Here is an 18,500-nt window from a genome sequence, read left to right as displayed (position 1 = left end):
CTCTAAGAGGACAAGCTATGACGAAGAAGTTGGTTTTAGCCGTTTGCACTACAGCAGCACTTTCCATTCTTGCCGGCTGTACCGCTTATGACCGCGCGGCGAGCTATGTAAAAGAGCCGGTGGTCAGTGATGTTAAAGTCGGGATGACCAAGCAGCAGGTACGCGCGATTGCCGGGCCGCCGTCAACCACGGCAACGATGGTTCATGCGCAGGGCACCTGCGATACCTATGCCGTCGCGCCGCGTGACGGCAAGGCGCAGACCTACTTTGTCAGCTACAACGATACCGGCCATGTGATGAACAAAGGCTATCAAAGCTGTTCAGACTACGACTCGCAGCCGAAGTAATCGGCGCCAGATGCCAAAGGCCGGACGACTGTCCGGCCTTTTTGTTGGTGGAGCCAGCGGAAAGTCCGCCGCCGTGCGGCAGAAAAAGCGGGCCGGACTGGTGAGATATTGCGCTGTTTTCGGCATGACTTGCACTTTTTAACCACTCTTGGCCTGAAGTTTGAGCAAACGCGCCGAAATGCCTATTTTTTTGTATGGCAACGCTAGACATTTCATAACGGTACCGTTAATATCTGCGCCCATTGGAAGGATGGCTGAGTGGTTTAAGGCAGCGGTCTTGAAAACCGTCGAGTGTAACAGCTCCCAGAGTTCGAATCTCTGTCCTTCCGCCAAATTCAAAACCCCAGGCTTTAAACAGCCTGGGGTTTTTTCGTTTTTGCTGTATGTCTTGGATGTTGGCTTCAGTGGTTGCTGAAAGCGATAACTACTTTTCACCCCTGATGGTTCCCGGCATATGGGGGATAGTTTAACCACAGTATTTTTATTGGTATTGATACATGGTAGTTTAAGAGCATCAATGGATTTGATGCGACATGAGTCATGTTACCGATAGCACATGTTAAGTTAAACGCAGATGGCGAATGGGCTGAATCACACCGATTAGATGAACATCTACGTTGTGTTGCCGTGTTTGCAGAGCAATTTTTTATACGCCCCATGTCAGGGTGGGCGGTACTTGTGGGGCGATGGCATGATTTAGGTAAATACCGACCATCCTTCCAAAGCTACATTCGTAATAAGTCAGGTTTTGAGTCAGAAAGTGCCCATATTGAGCAACAGAGTGGGCGAGTGATTCATTCAACTGCAGGCGCATTGCACGCAATTGATACGTTAGGTGCCGGCTATGGGCATATGTTGGCCTATCTGATTGCCGGCCATCATGCGGGTTTACCTGATTGGAGTGGCGGAAATGGATCACTACAGGTACGTCTTGCACAGGCGCAACAAGAATATACAGAATCAGTCTCCTCACAAGTACCTGCTGACATTCTGACAGCTGATGACCAACCTCTCATTAATCCAACATTAACTCCTGAATCGGTAGCTTTGTGGCTACGTATGCTGTTTTCCTGTCTGGTGGATGCCGATTATCTGGATACTGAGCGCTATATGGCACCGGACAAATTTGCCATGCGCGGCAATTACCCCACTTTGTCGGGATTACATAAGCGCTATCGTGATTTTATGGCCGGGTTGGTAGGGCGTGCCCCAAGTACACAGCTGCAGAAAATCAGGGCGGAGATACTTACGCAAACCCTGGCGGCAGCGGTTGGAGTACCCGGGATATTCAGCCTTACAGTGCCTACCGGTGGCGGTAAGACGCTGGCAAGTCTGGGATTTGCCCTTGAGCATGCGATCAAGCATGGAAAAAAACGCATCATTTACGCCATTCCTTTTACCAGCATTATTGAGCAAAACGCGGCAGTCTTTCGTAGGGTACTGGGGGATGAGGCTGTATTGGAGCACCATTGTAGCCTTGATGATGATGGCAATGTATATAGGCGGTTGGTGACGGAAAATTGGGATGCTCCGGTGATTGTCACCACAAATGTACAACTTTTCGAATCGTTGCATGCATCACGTACGAGCCGCTGCCGCAAGCTGCATAACCTCATCGATAGCATCATCATCCTTGATGAAGCTCAACAATTACCACGCGACTTCCACCAGCCAATCACTAACGTCATGACACAACTCAGTGAGTTGTTTGGCGTTACCTGGGTGTTGTGTACAGCAACTCAGCCTGTATTGGCAGAAAGCCGGGATGTGTTTGGTAAGAAGTTAATGGAAGGGGTGAAGGATGTGCGAGAAATTATCGCTAACCCTGCGCATTTGGCGCAGCAACTCAGACGGGTAAAGGTTACCTTTTCTGCCGAACCTATGCATTGGCAACAGATTGCAGACGAATTGACCGGGGAAGAGTGTGTTCTTTGTATCGTCAACACGCGTCGCCATGCACGTGAACTTTTCAACTTGTTACCCGACGATGATAACCGTTTCCATCTTTCTGCTCATATGTGTGCGGCTCATCGTAGTCAGGTGATTACTGATATTCGCCAACGGCTTGAAGCTCGCCGTCAGGGAGATAAACGGCCATTGAGAGTTGTCAGCACTCAATTGGTAGAAGCAGGGGTAGATCTTGATTTCCCTGCGGTATTTCGTGCGATGGCGGGGTTGGATGCAATTGCCCAGGCTGCAGGACGCTGTAATCGTGAAGGTGTAATGGGGAAGTTGGGCAGAGTGTGGGTATTTATGCCTACAGACTCAGCGCCAGTTGGTCTGCTCCGGCAGGCAGAACAATGTACTGTGGCCATGTTGAAAGCTGGTCTGCTATCTGAACCTCTGTCGCCGCAAACTCTTGAACAATACTTCATGCGTCTTAATAGCCAAGGGGAGCGTGATAAGCACAAGATTTGTGAGAAGTTGACGGCCAAATACTCAGCAGATTCCCCTCTCATTATTCAATTTCGTGAGGCAGCCGACAGTTTTCGTTTAATTGATGATAAAGGCGTGGCGGTGATTGTGCCTTACTGCCCTGAGCATCAGGATGAAAGTCCGGTATTTATGCTGCTCAATACATTAGAAAGTGATCCCACGGCCAAATGGGGGCAACGAAAACTACAGCGTTACAGCGTGACGCTACCTGAGTCGTTGGCTGAAGCGTTACAAGCTATCGGTGCTCTGCAAGTTTGCGCAGGCCAGTTGGTGTTATTAGAAAGTCACTACCATCCATGTTGGGGAGTGGAATTACCGGATACGTTGTTATCTGTGGAACGTTCAGTTATTTGATCACGGAGAGAATATGGGATTTTGTCTGGATATCAGTGGTGATTTCGCCTGTTTTACGCGCCCAGAGATGAAAGTAGAGCGTGTGAGCTACGATGTCATAACCCCGTCAGCAGCCCGCAGTGTCTTTGAATCGATCTTGTGGAAACCGGCGATACGCTGGCAAGTGACCCGTATTGAAGTAATCAACCCTATACGTTGGATTAACCTGCGCCGCAATGAGGTAGGCTCGGTGATTTCCAGCCGTAATGTGAAAACGGCGATGAAGTCAGGCAAAGGGAGTCTTGGGCTTTATATCGAAGAGGATCGTCAGCAGCGTGCGGGGTTACTCCTGCGCGATGTCCGTTATCGTCTTTATGCCGAATTTCATCTCACTACTAAAGCGGGTGGCGGTGATAACGCAGCAAAGTTTGCCGATATGTTTCGCCGTCGGGCTGAAAAGGGGCAATGTATTAACCAACCCTATCTGGGATGCAGGGAATTTGCCTGTGACTTTACGTTAGTCAGTGATGCCGAGCGTCAGCCTCTGCCGTTAACTCAGGATATCGATCTGGGTTGGATGCTCTATGACATGGATTACAGCGATCCGACATCACCTAATCCCCTGTTTTTTCGGGCGCAGATGATACAAGGGCGAATTGATATCCCGGCCTTGGATAGCCCGGAGGTATACGTATGATCCTGCAAGCATTATGCGATTATTACCAACGCAAACAGGCCGAACCGAATACCGCGCTGGCCCCATTTGGTTTTGAAGAAAAAGGGATCCCGTTTCTGGTGGTGATCGATCGCGACGGCCGATTTATTCAATTTGAAGATACCCGAGCGATGGAGAGGAAAAAGCCAATACCCCGTCGTTTTATGGTGGCTAAAAGCGTAAAAAAATCCTCGGGGGTGGCGGCTAACTTACTGTGGGATCCTGCGAACTATGTTTTGGGGATTGATCAAAAAGACAAACCGCAACGCACGGAACAACAGCGGCAAAGTTTTATTGAGCAGATCCGCTTGCTATTGGGGGATGCAGTTACTGATGTTGGCGTAGCTGCCGTGCTGCGTTTCTATGAACGACCGGAACAGAATTTAACTGCGGATTTGCATTGGGCAGAAATTATTGAAACCAACCCGGTAATGACCTTTAGCCTGTTGGAGGATGGGGGACAGATTGTGTTCCATCGGCCTGCCGTGTTGGCGGCTTACCAGCAGTCTATTAACCTGCAGGGTGATGTGGCCTCCCGCTGCCTGGTCAACGGAAAAGTGCTGCCTGTGGCCAGGCTCCATCCCTCCATCAGGGGGGTATGGGGTGCGCACTCCTCTGGAGCCAGTCTGGTTTCATTTAATAAAGATGCATTCAGGTCATGGGGAAAAGAGCAGGGGGCCAATTCCCCGATCAGCGAGAGAGCAGCATTTGAATACACCACGGCACTGAATTACCTGTTAGAAACGAATAGCCCCAACCGTATGCAGCTGGGCGAAACCTCAGTCGTGTGTTGGGCTGCCCAAGATCATCCGCTGGAAACCCTGTTACCTTTCATTTTCGCCGATAGTCCTAAAGACGATCCCGACCGTAATGTTCGTGCTGTGACCAAGCTTGGCGACAGCGTGCATAACGGCCTTTATCAAGGGACCGGGGCCACTGAGCGTTTTTACTTGCTGGGGTTATCGCCCAATGCGGCACGGGTGGCTATCCGTTTCTGGCTGGTAGGGACAGTTGCAGATTTTGCTCAACGTTTGTGGCAATGGCTTGATGATATTGAGCTTGCGGGGAGTAGTGATTCGCCAAGACGCCCATCGTTGAAAACCTTGTTACGTAGTACGGCATTACTGGGTAAAGAAGAGAATTTGCCGCCTCACTGGGTGGGGGAGGTTGTACGGGCGATTTTATCAGGTTCACCTTTACCTGCTGCTTTACTCACTGGGGTATTGATTCGCATTAAAGCGGAATCAGGTGCGGTGAATGGTTACCGAACTGCGTTAATCAAGGCGTGGTTAAACCGCTATTTTCGTCAGCAAAAATTCAAGGAGGTCACTGTGGCACTCAATCTGGAAGAAGACCGTATCGGCTATCTATTGGGAAGGCTGTTTGCTGTGTTGGAAAAATTACAAACCGATGCAAGCCCAGGGCTTAATGCAACTATCCGCGATCGCTATTACAGCAGCGCCAGCTGTACGCCCAAAGCGGTGTTTGGCACCTTGATGCGTTTGCATACCCATCATCTGAAAAAGCTGGATAAACCTGGATATCGTATTGCGGCTCAAAATCGTATCCAAGAGATTATTGCGGCAATTACCGACTTCCCGGCCCATCTGGACCTGACTCAGCAGGGGCTGTTCGCTATCGGTTACTACCATCAACGTCAGGATTTAACTCCCAAGAAAACATCTACCCAAGGAGAGGCAGCATGAGTCTTAACAATCGCTATGAGTTCGTTCTGTTATTTGACGTCAAGGATGGGAACCCCAATGGCGACCCAGATGCGGGCAATTTACCTCGTGTGGATGCAGAAACTGGCCAAGGCTTGGTTACCGACGTCTGTCTGAAACGTAAAGTACGCAACTTTATCGGCCTGCATAAAGGAGAAATACCACCCTATGAAATTTACGTCAAAGAGAAAGCGATCCTGAATAAAACCCATGAGCGTGCCTATGAAGGGATTGGCAAGTCCGACTTGCTGAAAGGCGATGATAAAAAACGCAAGGGAGGGGATGCGGTAGATGAGGCTCGCCAATGGATGTGTAAAAATTTCTATGACATTCGTACCTTTGGCGCCGTGATGTCTACCGGTGTTAACTGTGGTCAGGTTCGTGGGCCGGTACAGCTTACGTTTGCCCGCTCCATTGAGCCTATTGTAGCGCATGAGCATTCCATTACTCGCTGTGCCGTGGCAACGGAGGCGGCAGCACAAAAACAGGATGGTGATAATCGTACGATGGGCCGTAAAAATACTGTGCCTTATGGTTTATATCGTTGTCACGGTTATGTTTCAGCGCATTTGGCACAACAAACCGGTTTCAGTGAGGACGATCTCAGGCTCTTTTGGGATTCTTTAATTAATATGTTTGATCATGATCGCTCAGCCGCTCGTGGCGAAATGAACGCCTGCGCTCTGTACGTTTTCAAGCACGACAGCGTATTGGGCAATGCCCCTGCTCGTAAACTTTTCGATACCATCAATATTGAACGTGTGACCGATGGCCCCGCTCGCAGTCTGTCCGATTACCGCATCAGTGTGACTGAGGAGCAGATTCCAGGTGGTGTAACGCTGCACGTTATGCTGGCGTAAGTAAGATGGCTGATACGCGACTGATTCCGCTATCCGCACTGCAGCATTATGCATTTTGTCCCAGACAGTGTGCCTTGATTCATAATGAGCAAGTGTGGGCTGATAACTGGTTGACAGCACAGGGAGCATTGCTGCATCAACGTGTGGACCACGGTGAGCCAGAGACCCGCAAAGGGATACGGTATGAACGTGGTTTGCCCGTCAGTGCGCCGCAGCTTGGTCTTTCCGGCAAGCTGGATCTGTTGGAGAAAGATCTCTCTACCGGGGCACTAACCCCGGTAGAGTATAAACGCGGTAAGCCAAAGCGTCATGATAGCGATGCTATTCAGCTTTGTGCACAGGCTCTCTGCCTGGAGGAGATGACAGGACAAGAGGTGGCTACTGGAGCTGTGTGGTACTGGCAAACTCGGCATCGGCTGGACATTGCCTTGGATAGTGCCCTGCGTCAGCGAACACTCTCGGTTATTGCCTCTGTTGCTGAACTGTTGCGTTCCGGTGAGACACCCAAATCTCAGTCCGGAAGGCACTGCAAGTCTTGTTCACTGCTTGATGAATGCCTTCCTGCTCAACAGCAAGATACCTCCATTACCTATGTGTCGGCGATTTATTCCTCAGCGGAGGAGGATAAATGAAGAAACTCCAGAACTGTCTTTATATCAATCGTGATGGTGCTTATCTGCATAAAGAGCGGGAAACATTATTGATCGAGCAGTCGATTGACGGCCAGCGCCAGAAATTGCTGCAAGTACCGATCCATTCCGTTGGTAATATTTTCTGCTTCGGTAATATTATGGTGTCGCCGCAATTAATGGGGTTCTGTGGTGAGAATGGCACCCAGCTTTCTTTTTTTGATCGCTTTGGCCGCTTCCAAGCTCGGGTGGTTGGTAAGCAAACGGGTAATGTGTTGTTACGTAGAGCACAATTTCGTTGTAGTGAAAATGGTGATGCGACGATCGCTCGTAATGTGGTGGCCGCTAAAATTCAATCGTCTCGGGTCGTACTGATGCGTCATTTACGCACTTATGGCGAACAAACAGATATTCGCGTGGCAACCCATAGGATGCGTCAGATTGTTGCGGAACTGGCCGTACAGACCGATATTAATCGGATACGTGGTTTAGAGGGGGAGGCTGCAAGCCATTATTTCGGTGTATTTGATCGATTATTGACTCGTCGCAGCGGTTTTGTTTTCGATGGCCGGAACAGAAGACCCCCTCGTGATCCAGTCAACGCCATGCTTTCATTTTTGTATTCGCTCATGTCTAAAGAGATCAGCGGCGCTTTGCAAGGCGTAGGGTTAGATCCACAAGTTGGTTTTTTACATGTTGAAAGGCCGGGGCGTGATAGTCTGGCGCTGGATTTGCTTGAGGAGTTTAGAGCCCCCATTATTGATCGGTTAGTGCTGACATTGATTAACCGACAACAATTGAAAACAGCGGATTTTACTACCGATATATTGGGAGGTGTGATCCTCAAGGAGGATGCCAGAAAACTAGTTCTCCAAGCATGGCAAACTAAAAAGCAAGAAGAAATTATCCACCCATTTTTACAAGAAAAGGTTGCAATAGGTTTATTGCCTCATGTGCAGGCTATGTTACTTTCCCGCCATTTGCGGGGTGATTTGGCTGTATATCCTCCTTACACATATCGTTGAAAGGTTCTCGGAATGATGGTTTTGGTGACCTATGATGTTTCTTTGGCTGATGCTGATGGCCCGCGTCGACTCCGACAGCTAGCTAAAATGTGCTTAGATTATGGCGTGAGGGTGCAATATTCAGTTTTTGAATGCGAAATTGATTCTGTCCAGTGGGTGAATTTTCGAGCCAAACTCCTCAGCATTTATAATGCAGAGGTTGATAGTTTACGTTTCTATCGACTAGGGAAGGAATGGAGAAACAAAGTTGAACATCATGGCGCCAAGCCCGCAGTTGATATCTTCAAAGATCATTTGATCATCTGAATTCTCTTCCGCCAACCTGTAGTCCTCACCAAAAGGCTGGCAGGTTGGCGCGAAACTATTACTATGAAATAAAAGAGAAATTTCTCTAGTCTGTTGATTAGCGGTGTATCTGTGCCTGGTTAACTGTGGGTTGGCGCAAAATGCTTGCTAAAGGTAGACTACACAAGTCCTTGCAATAAGGGAGTCGTGCCTCATGCAGGCACGTGGATTGAAACTCGCTGCTCGTTGCTCTTACGCTTAGCCATGCTCGTCGTGCCTCATGCAGGCACGTGGATTGAAACATCTACATCACCGGGCGCAATGTGGCCGGCGGCGTCGTGCCTCATGCAGGCACGTGGATTGAAACCCATAACTCACACCACAAATTTACTGTATTTATAGTCGTGCCTCATGCAGGCACGTGGATTGAAACTCATCACTGACGCAGGCCATTGTGAAAAATCTTGTCGTGCCTCATGCAGGCACGTGGATTGAAACGTGAATATCAGCGGGTTCAGCATGCGCAGGCCGTGTCGTGCCTCATGCAGGCACGTGGATTGAAACTTCTCAATACGAGCTTTGCGGTTATCGTATGGGGTCGTGCCTCATGCAGGCACGTGGATTGAAACATGGCTAATCAGGACCAGTCCGAGGAACAGCTAGCGTCGTGCCTCATGCAGGCACGTGGATTGAAACTTGATCATTTCGATAGTGTTCATTGTCCTTCCTCGTCGTGCCTCATGCAGGCACGTGGATTGAAACTGTATTTTCATGAGCAAAACAAACTGGCGCGTCGTCGTGCCTCATGCAGGCACGTGGATTGAAACAAGAACCTGATGAGTGACGTTATCCAGGGCGCCGTCGTGTCTCATGCAGGCACGTGGATTGAAACTCACTTATCGGTTGATCCCTCTCGGGGCCGGGTGTCGTGCCTCACGCAGGTACGTGGATTGAAACAGCACGTTTGTTTTGCCGCTGGCGCCGTACGCCTGTCGTGCCTCACGTAGGCACGTGGATTGAAACACCAACGACTGCTACGCGCTGGCATTGTATACCTGTCGTGCCTCACGTAGGCACGTGGATTGAAACATCATGAAATGTGTCGCGAAAGTGTGCCTGAGAACGTCGTGCCTCACGTAGGCACGTGGATTGAAATAATCGGGATGAGGGATTGCAGACGGTTGGCCCTGCCGTATTCCATGTAGATATGTGGGTTGAAATTGTGCTGCTTTGAGTAAATCTCATTAATCTTTATGGATTTCAAAATCCCAGGCTTTAAACGGCCTGGGGTTTTTTCGTTGCGCCGCGGACGGCCTGAAAGCAAAGCGGCCCCGACAGGGCCGCCTGTGTAGGTTCAGCGCGGGAACACCACCGTGCGGTTCTCATAGAGAAATACCCGCCGTTCCACGTGCCAGCTGACGGCGCGCGCCAGGGTTACGCGTTCGATATCTCGTCCTTTTTCAATCAGATCCTCCGGGTAGTCGGTATGGGTTACCGGCTCCACGCTCTGGGCGATGATCGGCCCTTCGTCCAGCTCCTCGTTGATATAGTGCGCGGTGGCGCCCACCAGTTTGACCCCTTTGGCCCAGGCCTGATGGTAGGGCTTGGCGCCCTTAAAGCCCGGCAGCAGCGAATGGTGAATATTGATCGCCTTGCCCGCCAGCCGGCGGCACATGCCGTCCGACAGCACCTGCATATAGCGCGCCAGAATCACCAGCTCGGCGCCGGTCTCCTCAATGATTCGCCACACCTGCGCCTCCTGCTGCGGTCGGGTGTCGGCGGTAACCGGCAGGTAGTGGTAGGGCAGGCCGTGCCAGGCCACCAGCGGTTCCAGATCGCGGTGGTTGGAGATCACGGCGCACACCTCCACCGGCAGCTGGCCGGTACGGTAGCGGTACAGCAGGTCGTTCAGGCAGTGATCGGTGCGGGAGACCATAATCACCACCGGCACCCGATGTCCGGGCGCGGTCAGCCCGAAGCTCATCTCGAAGTTCGCCGCGCGCGGTGCGAAACGCGCCTCAAAGGCCTGGCTGTCGAAACCGGACGGCGGCCGAAACTCGGTGCGGATAAAGAAGCGCCCGGACTCGCGGTCGTCGAACGAGTTCTGTTCGGTAATGTAGCAATCGTTCTCCCGCAGGAAGGCGGTCACCGCATCGACCGTGCCGAGCCGCCCCGGACACTGGGCGGTCATGATCCAGCAGTCATTATTACGACTCATGCTCTGTTCTCCGTCACGGGATAACGCCAATGTCGTACTCTTCCCCGGCATCCAGCAGCCAGCGCCAGAGGTAATCCGCAAAGCTGCGTCTGACGATCAGCTCCCAGCGGGTCTCGTCGGGCCGGCGCAGCACCGCGGTGGTTTTGGCGAAGACGGTGGTCACCGCCTTGCCCGCGGGGAAATTGTCCGGATGAACGTCATAGACCACTGACTTCATCAGCAGCTCGCGAACTTTTTCCCCCCGCAGCTCCAGCAGCGTCTGGCCGCCGCTGACGTTGACGATGGCGTAGTGGGCGTCGCCCAGCGCCGCCCGCAGCCGTTTCTCCACGTCAAACTCGCTGCCTTCCGGCACGATCAGCAGCCATTCGTCCGGCGACAGCCATTGGATGCTGCTTTCGCCGTCGTCGCCGCTGACCAGCCCCAGCGGCTGGCCGGGGAGTCCGATCCCCAGCACGTCGCGTAGCGCCTGATCGAGCACGATGGCGCCGCCGCGCAGAATCAGATGCCCGCGGAACGGGTGCTCGCGCAGCGTTACGCCGCTGTGTTCGCCGGCCTCCGGCCGGCCGGTATGACGGTAAGACAGCGCCAGCGGCGATTCGCGCATCACCTGCGCCTTGGGGTGGCTGTTAAAGGTGCTTATCTTTACGACATCAGACATTTTGGCGCTCTCCTTTGGGATCGACAAAGATCGGGCTGACAATTTCGGCCTCATGGATCTGGCCGTCGACCATCGGCAGCCAGACGGTATCGCCCATTTTCTGGTGCCCGTCTTTCACTACCGCCAGCGCGAAGCCGCTGTCCAGGGTAGGGCTGTAGTAGCTGGAGGTGACGTGGCCGACCATCGGCATCGGGATCGGATGGTGGGGATCCAGCACAATCTGCGCGCCTTCTTCCAGCACCACCCGCGGGTTTTTCGGCCGCAGGCCGACCAGCTGTTTACGGTCGGTGCGCCGGGTGTCGGCGCGCGTCAGCGCCCGCTTGCCCACCCAGGAGAAGCTTTTGTCGTAGCCCACGCACCACTGCATGCCGAGATCTTCCGGCGTCATGGAGCCGTCGGTATCCTGGCCGGCGATAATAAAGCCCTTCTCGGCGCGCAGAACGTGCATCGTTTCGGTGCCGTAAGGCGTCAGGCCATACTTTTCACCGTGTTCGAACAGCGCTTCCCAGACGTGGCGCGCGTAGTTGGCCTGCACGTTCACCTCATAGGCGAGCTCGCCGGTAAACGAGATGCGGAACACACGCGCCGGAACGCCGGCCACCGTGCCGGAGCGCCAGTCCATAAACTTAAAGGTGTCGCGCGACAGGTCGATATCACACACCTCCTGCAGCAGGCGGCGGGACTCCGGCCCGGACAGGGAGAGGGTGGCCCAGTGGTCGGTCACCGAGGTGAAATACACCTGCAGATCCGGCCATTCGGTCTGATGCCACAGCTCCAGCCACTCCAGCACCGCCGCCGCACCGCCGGTGCTGGTGGTCATCAGGAAGTGGTTCGCCCCGAGGCAGCTGGTGGTGCCGTCATCCATCACCATGCCGTCGTCCTTGCACATCAGGCCGTAGCGCACCCGGCCGAAGCCCAGTTTCGCCCACTTGTTGGTGTAGATACGCTCCAGGAAGGTGCGGGCGTCCGGCCCCTGAATATCGATCTTGCCGAGGGTCGACGCATCGAGGATCCCCACGCCGTTACGCACGGCGCGGCACTCTCTGGCCACGGCCTCTTCCAGGGTTTCACTGCGTCCGTCGACGCGCTGCGGGAAGTACCACGGGCGTTTCCACTGGCCGACCTCTTCAAACTCCGCGCCCCGATCCAGATGCCACTGATGCATTGCGGTGTGACGTTCCGGTTCGAACAGTTCGGCGCAGTGGCGGCCGGCCACGGCGCCAAAGGCGACGGGCGTGTAGTTGGGGCGGAACACGGTGGTGCCGACCTCGGGGATGGCGCGCCGCAGACAGCGGGCGGCGATGGCCATGCCGTTGATATTGCCCAGCTTGCCCTGATCGGTGCCGAAGCCCATCACGGTGTAGCGCTTGATATGTTCGATGGACTCAAAGCCCTCGCGTATCGCCAGTTCAATGGCGGCGGCGGTGACGTCGTTCTGCAGATCGACAAACTGCTTCGGCGCCCGGGAGGTGGGCAGATCGTGCGGCACCTGATACAGCGCCAGCGCCGCGCCGTCGCGGCGTTTCGCCACCTCCGGCAGTGTAATGTCCTGCGGTTTGCCGCCGCTTTGTTCGGCGGCCTGGCGGCCCGCCGCCGCGCCGTCGCGCAGCGCCTGTTCGGTGGTAAACGCGCCGGTTACCGCGCCGGCGGCGATCATGCCCTCCACCTGCGGCGCGACAAAGCCCGGCACCTCATCGCGCCAGATCGGCCGCGCGCCGGTATGCACCGCCAGGTGAATCACCGGGCTGTAGCCGCCCGAGCTGGCGACGGTGTCGCAGTTCAGGGTTTCCACCCGATCCACCACCCGGAAACCGGCCGGGTCGATGCGGGCAACCCGCACGCGGCTGACTCGGGAGCCGCCCTGGGCCTCGATCACCGCGCTGCCGCAGAGTACGCGGATGCCGCGGGCGCGCGCCTGGGCCACCAGTTCGCCGTCCGGGTTATCCCTGGCGTCGACGATCGCCACGACTTCCCGGCCGCTGTCCAGCCAGTCCAGCGCGGCGCAGTAGGCCTGGTCGTTGCTGGTCGACAGCACCAGACGCTGGCCCGGCGTGACGCCGTAGCGGTGAATATAGGTGGAGAGGGCGCCGGCGACGAAGTTGCCGGGAATATCGTTGCCGGCGTAGACCAGCGGCCGCTCGTGGGCGCCGCTGGCCAGCACGATGCGTTTGGCCCGTACCCGGTGCAGACGCAGACGCGCGCGATGGTCCGGCGCCGTTTCACCCAGGTGGTCGGTGCGCCGCTCCAGCAGGGTGACAAAGTTGTGGTCGTGACGGCCGGTGGCGGTGGTGCGCGGCAGCAGCTGTACGTTGTCCAGCGTCGCCAGCTCGCGCAGGGTGTCCGCCACCCAGGCGACGGCGTCGCGGTCGTTTAACGGTTCGCGGCTGTCGAGCAGCGAGCCGCCCATCTCTTCCTGTTCATCCGCCAGCATCACCCGCGCGCCGCTGCGTCCGGCGGCCAGCGCCGCGGCCAGACCGGCCGGGCCGGCGCCGATAATCAGCACGTCGCAGTGCTGGTTAAGATGATCGTAGCGATCCGGATCGCGCGCCATCGGGCTGCGCCCCAGCCCGGCGCCCTTGCGGATATACTTCTCCCAGGTCATCCACATCGAGGCCGGTTTCATAAAGGTTTTGTAGTAAAAGCCGGGAGGCATAAAGCGCCCGAGCATTTTACCCACGGCGCCCATCAGATCGCGTTCGGTGCTGGGCCAGCCGTTGGTGCTGCTCGCCGTCAGCCCTTCATATAGCGCCTGCTGGGTGGCGCGCACGTTCGGCACCTGGCTGGCTTCTGTGCTGCCCAGCTGCACCACGGCATTCGGCTCTTCGGCGCCGGCGGCGACAATGCCGCGCGGGCGTCCGTATTTAAAGCTGCGGTTGACGATATCCACGCCGTTGGCCAGCAGCGCCGAGGCCAGGGTATCGCCGGCAAACCCCTGCAGGGTCTGGCCGTTAAAACGAAAATTCAGCGGACGGCTGCGGTCGATGCGACCGCCGTCGGCCAGACGATTCACCTGTTTCATGCGCCACCTCCGGCCTGGATCCGCTCATCGTGGGTTACGGTTTCAGTTTCGCTGTCGTCGCGGCGCGGCAGGGGCACTACATCGGCCCCGGCGCCGGTTTTCGGCTGTTCGCCAATCCGGTAGGTTTCCAGTATTTCGTAGCTCACCGTATTGCGCGCCACGTTAAAGTATTTGCGGCAGCCTGCGGCGTGTACCCAGAGTTCCCGGTGTACGCCGCGCGGGTTATCGCGGAAAAACAGATATTCTCCCCACTCTTCGTCGCTACAGGCGTCGGGATCCGCCGGGCGCACGATATGCGCCTGGCCCTTGGGGTGAAACTCTTCTTCTTCCCGGTGTTCGCCACACCAGGGGCACCAGATATGCAGCATCTTGCTTCCTCCTCGTCAGTGGGCAACGCCGGCGGCGCCGTGTTCGTCCACTAAAGCGCCGGTATTGAATCGATCGATTGAGAACGGAGCCGCCAGCGGGTGCGGCTTGCCTGCCGCCAGGCTGGCGGCGAATACGTGGGCCGAGCCGGGCGTGGCTTTAAAGCCGCCGGTTCCCCAGCCGCAGTTAAACCACAGCCCTTTGACTTTGGTGGCCGACAGAATCGGGCTGGCGTCCGGCGTGGTATCGACGATGCCGCCCCATTGCCGGTTCATGCGCACCCGCGAGAAGGCCGGGAACATCTCGACGATCGCCTGCAGCGTATGCTCGATGGTGGAGTAGCTGCCGCGCTGACCGTAGCCGTTGTAGCCGTCGATACCGGCGCCGATCACCAGATCGCCCTTGTCCGACTGGCTGATGTAACCGTGCACGTGGTTTGACATCACCACGGTATCCAGCACCGGTTTGAGCGGTTCGGACACCAGCGCCTGCAGCGGGTGGGACTCCAGCGGCAGCTTCAGCCCGGCCATGCCGGCCAGCACCCCGGAGTTGCCCGCCGCCACGCAGCCGACGGTGCGGGCTTCGATATCGCCGCGGGTGGTATGCACGCCGTACACCTGGCCGTCGCGCATCATAAAGCCGGTGACCTCGGTCTGCTGCAGAATATCCACGCCCAGAGCGTCCGCCGCGCGGGCAAAGCCCCAGGCCACCGCGTCATGGCGCGCCACGCCGCCGCGCGGCTGCCATGAGGCGCCCAGCACCGGGTAGCGGGCGTTTTTCGAACAGTCGAGCATCGGCACCAGATCCTGCACCTGGCGGGCGTCCAGCACCTCGCCGTCGATGCCGTTCAGGCGGTTGGCGTTCACCCGGCGACGGATGTCGCGCATATCCTGCAGGGTATGCCCCAGGTTGAGCACCCCGCGTTGGGAAAACATCACGTTGTAGTTGAGATCCTGCGACAGTCCTTCCCACAGCTTCATCGAGTGTTCAAACAGCGCCGCGGCCTCGTCCCACAGGTAGTTGGAGCGTACGATGGTGGTGTTACGGGCGGTATTGCCGCCCCCCAGCCAGCCTTTTTCCACCACCGCCACGTTGGTGATGCCAAACTCCTTCGCCAGGTAGTAAGCGGTACCCAGCCCGTGACCGCCGCCGCCGATGATAATCACGTCGTAGGCCTTCTTCGGCACGGGGTTGCGCCACATCCGCGGCCAGTTTTCATGGTGGTTGAGACCATGGCGCAGCAGACTTAAACCCGAATAATGTTGCATAGCGTCTCTTCCTGTCTGTTAGGCGAAAGCGGGGCGGGTCAGCGTCATGCCGTGGGCTTCGCCGTACACCGGATAGCGGGCGCACAGCTCCGCCACGTTGGAGCGCACCCAGGCTTCAATATTGCGCTGCTCTTCATGGTCGCTCTCTTTGCCGCGGGCCAGGGTGTCCAGAATGTCGCAGATCCAGTGCGCCAGCATTTCGCACTCGCGCAGGTCGAAGCCGCGGGTGGTGATCGCTGCGGTGCCGATGCGCAGTCCCGAGGTGACGAAGGGGCTGCGGGGATCGTTGGGCACCGCGTTTTTATTGACGGTGATATGGGCGCGCCCCAGCGCGGCATCCGCCTCTTTACCGGTAATGCCCTGACGGATCAGCGACACCAGGAACAGGTGGTTGTCGGTGCCGCCGGAGACCAGATCGAACCCGCGGCGGATAAACACGCCCGCCATCGCCCGGGCATTGTCGATCACCCGCGCCTGATAGCGGACGAATTCTTCGCTCATCGCCTCGCGCAGCGCCACCGCCTTGGCGGCGATCACGTGCATCAGCGGGCCGCCCTGCTGCCCCGGGAAGACCGCGGCATTCAGCTTTTTGTACAGCTCCTCATCGCCGCAGGCGGAGAGGATCATGCCGCCGCGCGGGCCGCGCAGCGTTTTATGGGTGGTAGTGGTGACCACGTGGGCGTGAGGCAGCGGGTTAGGGTAGCAGCGGGCCGCCACCAGTCCGGCGACGTGGGCCATGTCCACCATCAGCCAGGCGCCGACCTCATCGGCGATTTCGCGGAAGCGCCGCCAGTTCACCACCCGGGCATAGGCGGAGAAGCCGGCGATAATCAGCTTCGGCCGGTGCTCGCGCGCCAGCGCCTGCACCTCATCGTAATCAATTTCGCCGGTTTCCGGGTTCAGGCCGTACTGCACCGCGTTGTAGTGCTTGCCGGAAACGTTAGGCGCCGCGCCGTGGGTCAGGTGGCCGCCGTGCGCCAGGCTCATGCCCAGAATGGTGTCCCCCGGCGCCACCAGCGCCATAAACGCCGCGGCGTTGGCCTGAGCGCCGGAGTGCGGCTGCACGTTGGCGTAGTCGGCGCCGAACAGCAGGCAGGCGCGCTCGATAGCCAGCCGCTCCACCACGTCGACGTGCTCACAGCCGCCGTAGTAGCGTTTGCCCGGATAACCTTCGGCATATTTGTTGGTTAACTGGCTACCCTGAACCGCCATCACCTGCGAGCTGGCGTAGTTTTCGGAAGCGATCAGTTCGATATGGTTTTCTTGACGCACCATTTCGCCAACGACGGCGGCGAAGAGCTGCGGATCGGTCTTGTTCAAATCATCGGCATTCATCTGATTATCCTCAGGGTTAGCGCTGCGGCGGCACCATCCGCCTACCGTCAGCCAAGATAGATCGGGGGACGCCCCTGAAGATTGAACAGATGCGACAGCTTTATGTCACAATCGCGACATGTGTATTTAATGCGTTGTTATTTAAAGTTATTTAATAATGGGGTTGTTTTGTATTTTTGCGCTTAATCGCGAAACGGCCGGCGGTTCATCGCGCCGCGGAACGCCGGCGGGCGCGCCGATATGTAAAAAGAAGGGATCGACCGTCTGCTCGTGGTCCGTTTTACGCGCCTGCGACGGGGAGTAGCCAAAGGTTTCGCGGAACTGGCGCGAAAAGTGGGCGGTGTCGGAAAAGCCGCACTGTTCGCCGATATCGGTGACGCTGCGCGGGGTGTAGTGCAGCAGCCACAGGCCGTAGCGCAGCCGCAGGTTGCGCATAAAGCGCTGCGGGGTGACCCCCAGTTCGTCGCGGAATTTGCGCTCGATATTGCGCCGCGAGGTGCCGATGCGCCGCGCCAGATCGTCAATCGACAGCGATTCGCCCAGGTGCTGGGAAATAATATCGATCGCCCGGCGCAGCGAGCGATCCGCCACCCGTTCGAACACCACCGGCTGCGGCTGGGGATGCTCGCCGCGCCGTCCTTCATCAATCAGCATAATATGCAGGCTTTTCATCGCCCAGGCGCGCCCCAGGTGGCGCTCCACCAGATAGGCGGCCAGATCCGCCGCCGCGCTGCCGCCGGCGCAGGTGATTACATCGCCGTCGTCGACGAACAGCCGGTCGGCCACCGGCGTCACGGCGGGAAAACGCCGGGTCAGATCGCCATGGTGATACCAGCTGACGCAGCAGCGCCGGCCGGGCATCACGCCGGCCTGAATCAGCGCGAACACGCCGGTGCAGACGCCCACCAGCGGCACGCCCGCCGCCGCCGCCCGGCGGAGGTAGTCCAGCGCCACGCGGTCGGTGCGGTCGTGCTCGTCCTGTACGCCGCCGATCACCACCAGATAGTCAAAGCGCGTCGGATCGGCAAAGGGTTCGCAGGGAGAAACGGCGGCGCCGCAGCTGGAAGACGCCGGTTGGCCGTCGCTGGTCATAAAGCGCCAGTGACAGCGCAGCTGGCGGCTGCGGTCCCCCTCATCGGCGGCCAGCCGCAGGCAGTCGACGAATGCGGCAAACGGCAGCAGCGTAAAGCGCTGCAGCAGAACAAAACCCACCGTTAGCAGCGGGGAGGCGTCAGTCATCAGAGATTCCTCGTGCCGGTCAGACGTTGACCGTCGCAGCATA

Annotated in this window: 15 protein-coding genes, 1 tRNA gene and 1 CRISPR repeat array; of the genes, 9 read left to right on the top strand and 7 right to left on the bottom strand. The window is 56.9% G+C overall.

Going from position 1 to position 18,500, the window contains the following annotated elements:
- Positions 1–17: 17 nt before the first annotated feature.
- From osmE to cas2, 9 genes are all read left to right on the top strand, one after another.
- A complete protein-coding gene (gene osmE / locus I6G83_RS22815; RefSeq protein ID WP_015673115.1) occupies positions 18–347 on the top strand; it encodes an osmotically-inducible lipoprotein OsmE in 330 nt (109 codons plus the stop codon).
- Between the two features lie 244 nt (positions 348–591).
- Positions 592–679: transfer RNA gene (locus I6G83_RS22810), tRNA-Ser, on the top strand.
- A gap of 208 nt (positions 680–887) precedes the next feature.
- Positions 888–3,137: a CRISPR-associated endonuclease Cas3'' gene (locus tag I6G83_RS22805; RefSeq protein WP_054305179.1), complete on the top strand. Its 2,250-nt coding sequence runs from the start codon at positions 888–890 to the stop codon at positions 3,135–3,137.
- 13 nt (positions 3,138–3,150) lie between these two features.
- Positions 3,151–3,813 (top strand): type I-C CRISPR-associated protein Cas5c, encoded by a 663-nt coding sequence (gene cas5c, locus I6G83_RS22800; protein ID WP_054305178.1) that lies wholly within the window; start codon positions 3,151–3,153, stop codon positions 3,811–3,813.
- Entirely contained in the window at positions 3,810–5,537 is a 1,728-nt protein-coding gene (gene cas8c / locus I6G83_RS22795) for a type I-C CRISPR-associated protein Cas8c/Csd1 (protein WP_054305177.1), read from the top strand. The genes cas5c and cas8c overlap by 4 nt, the downstream gene beginning before the upstream one ends.
- Entirely contained in the window at positions 5,534–6,415 is an 882-nt protein-coding gene (cas7c, locus tag I6G83_RS22790) for a type I-C CRISPR-associated protein Cas7/Csd2 (protein WP_054305176.1), read from the top strand. Before cas8c ends, cas7c begins: the two co-directional genes overlap by 4 nt.
- Before the next feature lie 5 nt (positions 6,416–6,420).
- Positions 6,421–7,047 (top strand): CRISPR-associated protein Cas4, encoded by a 627-nt coding sequence (cas4, locus tag I6G83_RS22785; RefSeq protein ID WP_054305175.1) that lies wholly within the window; start codon positions 6,421–6,423, stop codon positions 7,045–7,047.
- Positions 7,044–8,069, top strand: a complete 1,026-nt coding sequence (cas1c, locus tag I6G83_RS22780; RefSeq protein WP_054305174.1) for a type I-C CRISPR-associated endonuclease Cas1c — start codon at positions 7,044–7,046, stop codon at positions 8,067–8,069. Before cas4 ends, cas1c begins: the two co-directional genes overlap by 4 nt.
- A gap of 12 nt (positions 8,070–8,081) precedes the next feature.
- Positions 8,082–8,375 carry a CRISPR-associated endonuclease Cas2 gene (gene cas2, locus I6G83_RS22775; RefSeq protein ID WP_072186071.1) on the top strand — a complete coding sequence of 98 codons (294 nt, stop codon included), beginning with the start codon at positions 8,082–8,084 and terminating at the stop codon, positions 8,373–8,375.
- A gap of 183 nt (positions 8,376–8,558) precedes the next feature.
- Positions 8,559–9,510: direct repeats of the CRISPR family, unit length 32 nt; unit sequence GTCGTGCCTCATGCAGGCACGTGGATTGAAAC.
- Between the two features lie 198 nt (positions 9,511–9,708).
- Here cas2 and purU read toward each other — a convergent pair.
- From purU to I6G83_RS22740, 7 genes are all read right to left on the bottom strand, one after another.
- Positions 9,709–10,572, bottom strand: a complete 864-nt coding sequence (purU, locus tag I6G83_RS22770) for a formyltetrahydrofolate deformylase (protein ID WP_054305173.1) — start codon at positions 10,570–10,572, stop codon at positions 9,709–9,711.
- Between the two features lie 13 nt (positions 10,573–10,585).
- A complete protein-coding gene (locus I6G83_RS22765; RefSeq protein ID WP_054305172.1) occupies positions 10,586–11,230 on the bottom strand; it encodes a sarcosine oxidase subunit gamma in 645 nt (214 codons plus the stop codon).
- Positions 11,223–14,249 carry a sarcosine oxidase subunit alpha family protein gene (locus I6G83_RS22760; RefSeq protein ID WP_054305171.1) on the bottom strand — a complete coding sequence of 1,009 codons (3,027 nt, stop codon included), beginning with the start codon at positions 14,247–14,249 and terminating at the stop codon, positions 11,223–11,225. Before I6G83_RS22760 ends, I6G83_RS22765 begins: the two co-directional genes overlap by 8 nt.
- Positions 14,246–14,617, bottom strand: a complete 372-nt coding sequence (locus I6G83_RS22755) for a sarcosine oxidase subunit delta (protein ID WP_015673111.1) — start codon at positions 14,615–14,617, stop codon at positions 14,246–14,248. Before I6G83_RS22755 ends, I6G83_RS22760 begins: the two co-directional genes overlap by 4 nt.
- A gap of 15 nt (positions 14,618–14,632) precedes the next feature.
- Positions 14,633–15,883, bottom strand: a complete 1,251-nt coding sequence (locus I6G83_RS22750) for a sarcosine oxidase subunit beta family protein (protein WP_015673110.1) — start codon at positions 15,881–15,883, stop codon at positions 14,633–14,635.
- A gap of 18 nt (positions 15,884–15,901) precedes the next feature.
- A complete protein-coding gene (gene glyA, locus I6G83_RS22745) occupies positions 15,902–17,218 on the bottom strand; it encodes a serine hydroxymethyltransferase (protein WP_062779042.1) in 1,317 nt (438 codons plus the stop codon).
- 147 nt (positions 17,219–17,365) lie between these two features.
- Complete coding sequence (locus I6G83_RS22740; RefSeq protein ID WP_054307153.1) at positions 17,366–18,457, bottom strand: GlxA family transcriptional regulator; 1,092 nt, start codon at positions 18,455–18,457, stop codon at positions 17,366–17,368.
- Positions 18,458–18,500 lie beyond the last annotated feature (43 nt).

Origin of the sequence: Serratia rubidaea, from assembly GCF_016026735.1 — a bacterium.
GTDB lineage: Bacteria > Pseudomonadota > Gammaproteobacteria > Enterobacterales > Enterobacteriaceae > Serratia_B > Serratia_B rubidaea.
Note: the sequence above shows the minus strand (reverse complement) of the source record. Positions and strands in the feature narration are given on the sequence as shown.

Coding starts and splice junctions, on each gene's coding strand:
- osmE (WP_015673115.1), top strand. CDS start 18: ATGACGAAGAAGTTGGTTTTAGCCGTTTGCACTACAGCAGCACTTTCC.
- I6G83_RS22805 (WP_054305179.1), top strand. CDS start 888: ATGTTACCGATAGCACATGTTAAGTTAAACGCAGATGGCGAATGGGCT.
- cas5c (WP_054305178.1), top strand. CDS start 3,151: ATGGGATTTTGTCTGGATATCAGTGGTGATTTCGCCTGTTTTACGCGC.
- cas8c (WP_054305177.1), top strand. CDS start 3,810: ATGATCCTGCAAGCATTATGCGATTATTACCAACGCAAACAGGCCGAA.
- cas7c (WP_054305176.1), top strand. CDS start 5,534: ATGAGTCTTAACAATCGCTATGAGTTCGTTCTGTTATTTGACGTCAAG.
- cas4 (WP_054305175.1), top strand. CDS start 6,421: ATGGCTGATACGCGACTGATTCCGCTATCCGCACTGCAGCATTATGCA.
- cas1c (WP_054305174.1), top strand. CDS start 7,044: ATGAAGAAACTCCAGAACTGTCTTTATATCAATCGTGATGGTGCTTAT.
- cas2 (WP_072186071.1), top strand. CDS start 8,082: ATGATGGTTTTGGTGACCTATGATGTTTCTTTGGCTGATGCTGATGGC.
- purU (WP_054305173.1), bottom strand. CDS start 10,572: ATGAGTCGTAATAATGACTGCTGGATCATGACCGCCCAGTGTCCGGGG.
- I6G83_RS22765 (WP_054305172.1), bottom strand. CDS start 11,230: ATGTCTGATGTCGTAAAGATAAGCACCTTTAACAGCCACCCCAAGGCG.
- I6G83_RS22760 (WP_054305171.1), bottom strand. CDS start 14,249: ATGAAACAGGTGAATCGTCTGGCCGACGGCGGTCGCATCGACCGCAGC.
- I6G83_RS22755 (WP_015673111.1), bottom strand. CDS start 14,617: ATGCTGCATATCTGGTGCCCCTGGTGTGGCGAACACCGGGAAGAAGAA.
- I6G83_RS22750 (WP_015673110.1), bottom strand. CDS start 15,883: ATGCAACATTATTCGGGTTTAAGTCTGCTGCGCCATGGTCTCAACCAC.
- glyA (WP_062779042.1), bottom strand. CDS start 17,218: ATGAATGCCGATGATTTGAACAAGACCGATCCGCAGCTCTTCGCCGCC.
- I6G83_RS22740 (WP_054307153.1), bottom strand. CDS start 18,457: ATGACTGACGCCTCCCCGCTGCTAACGGTGGGTTTTGTTCTGCTGCAG.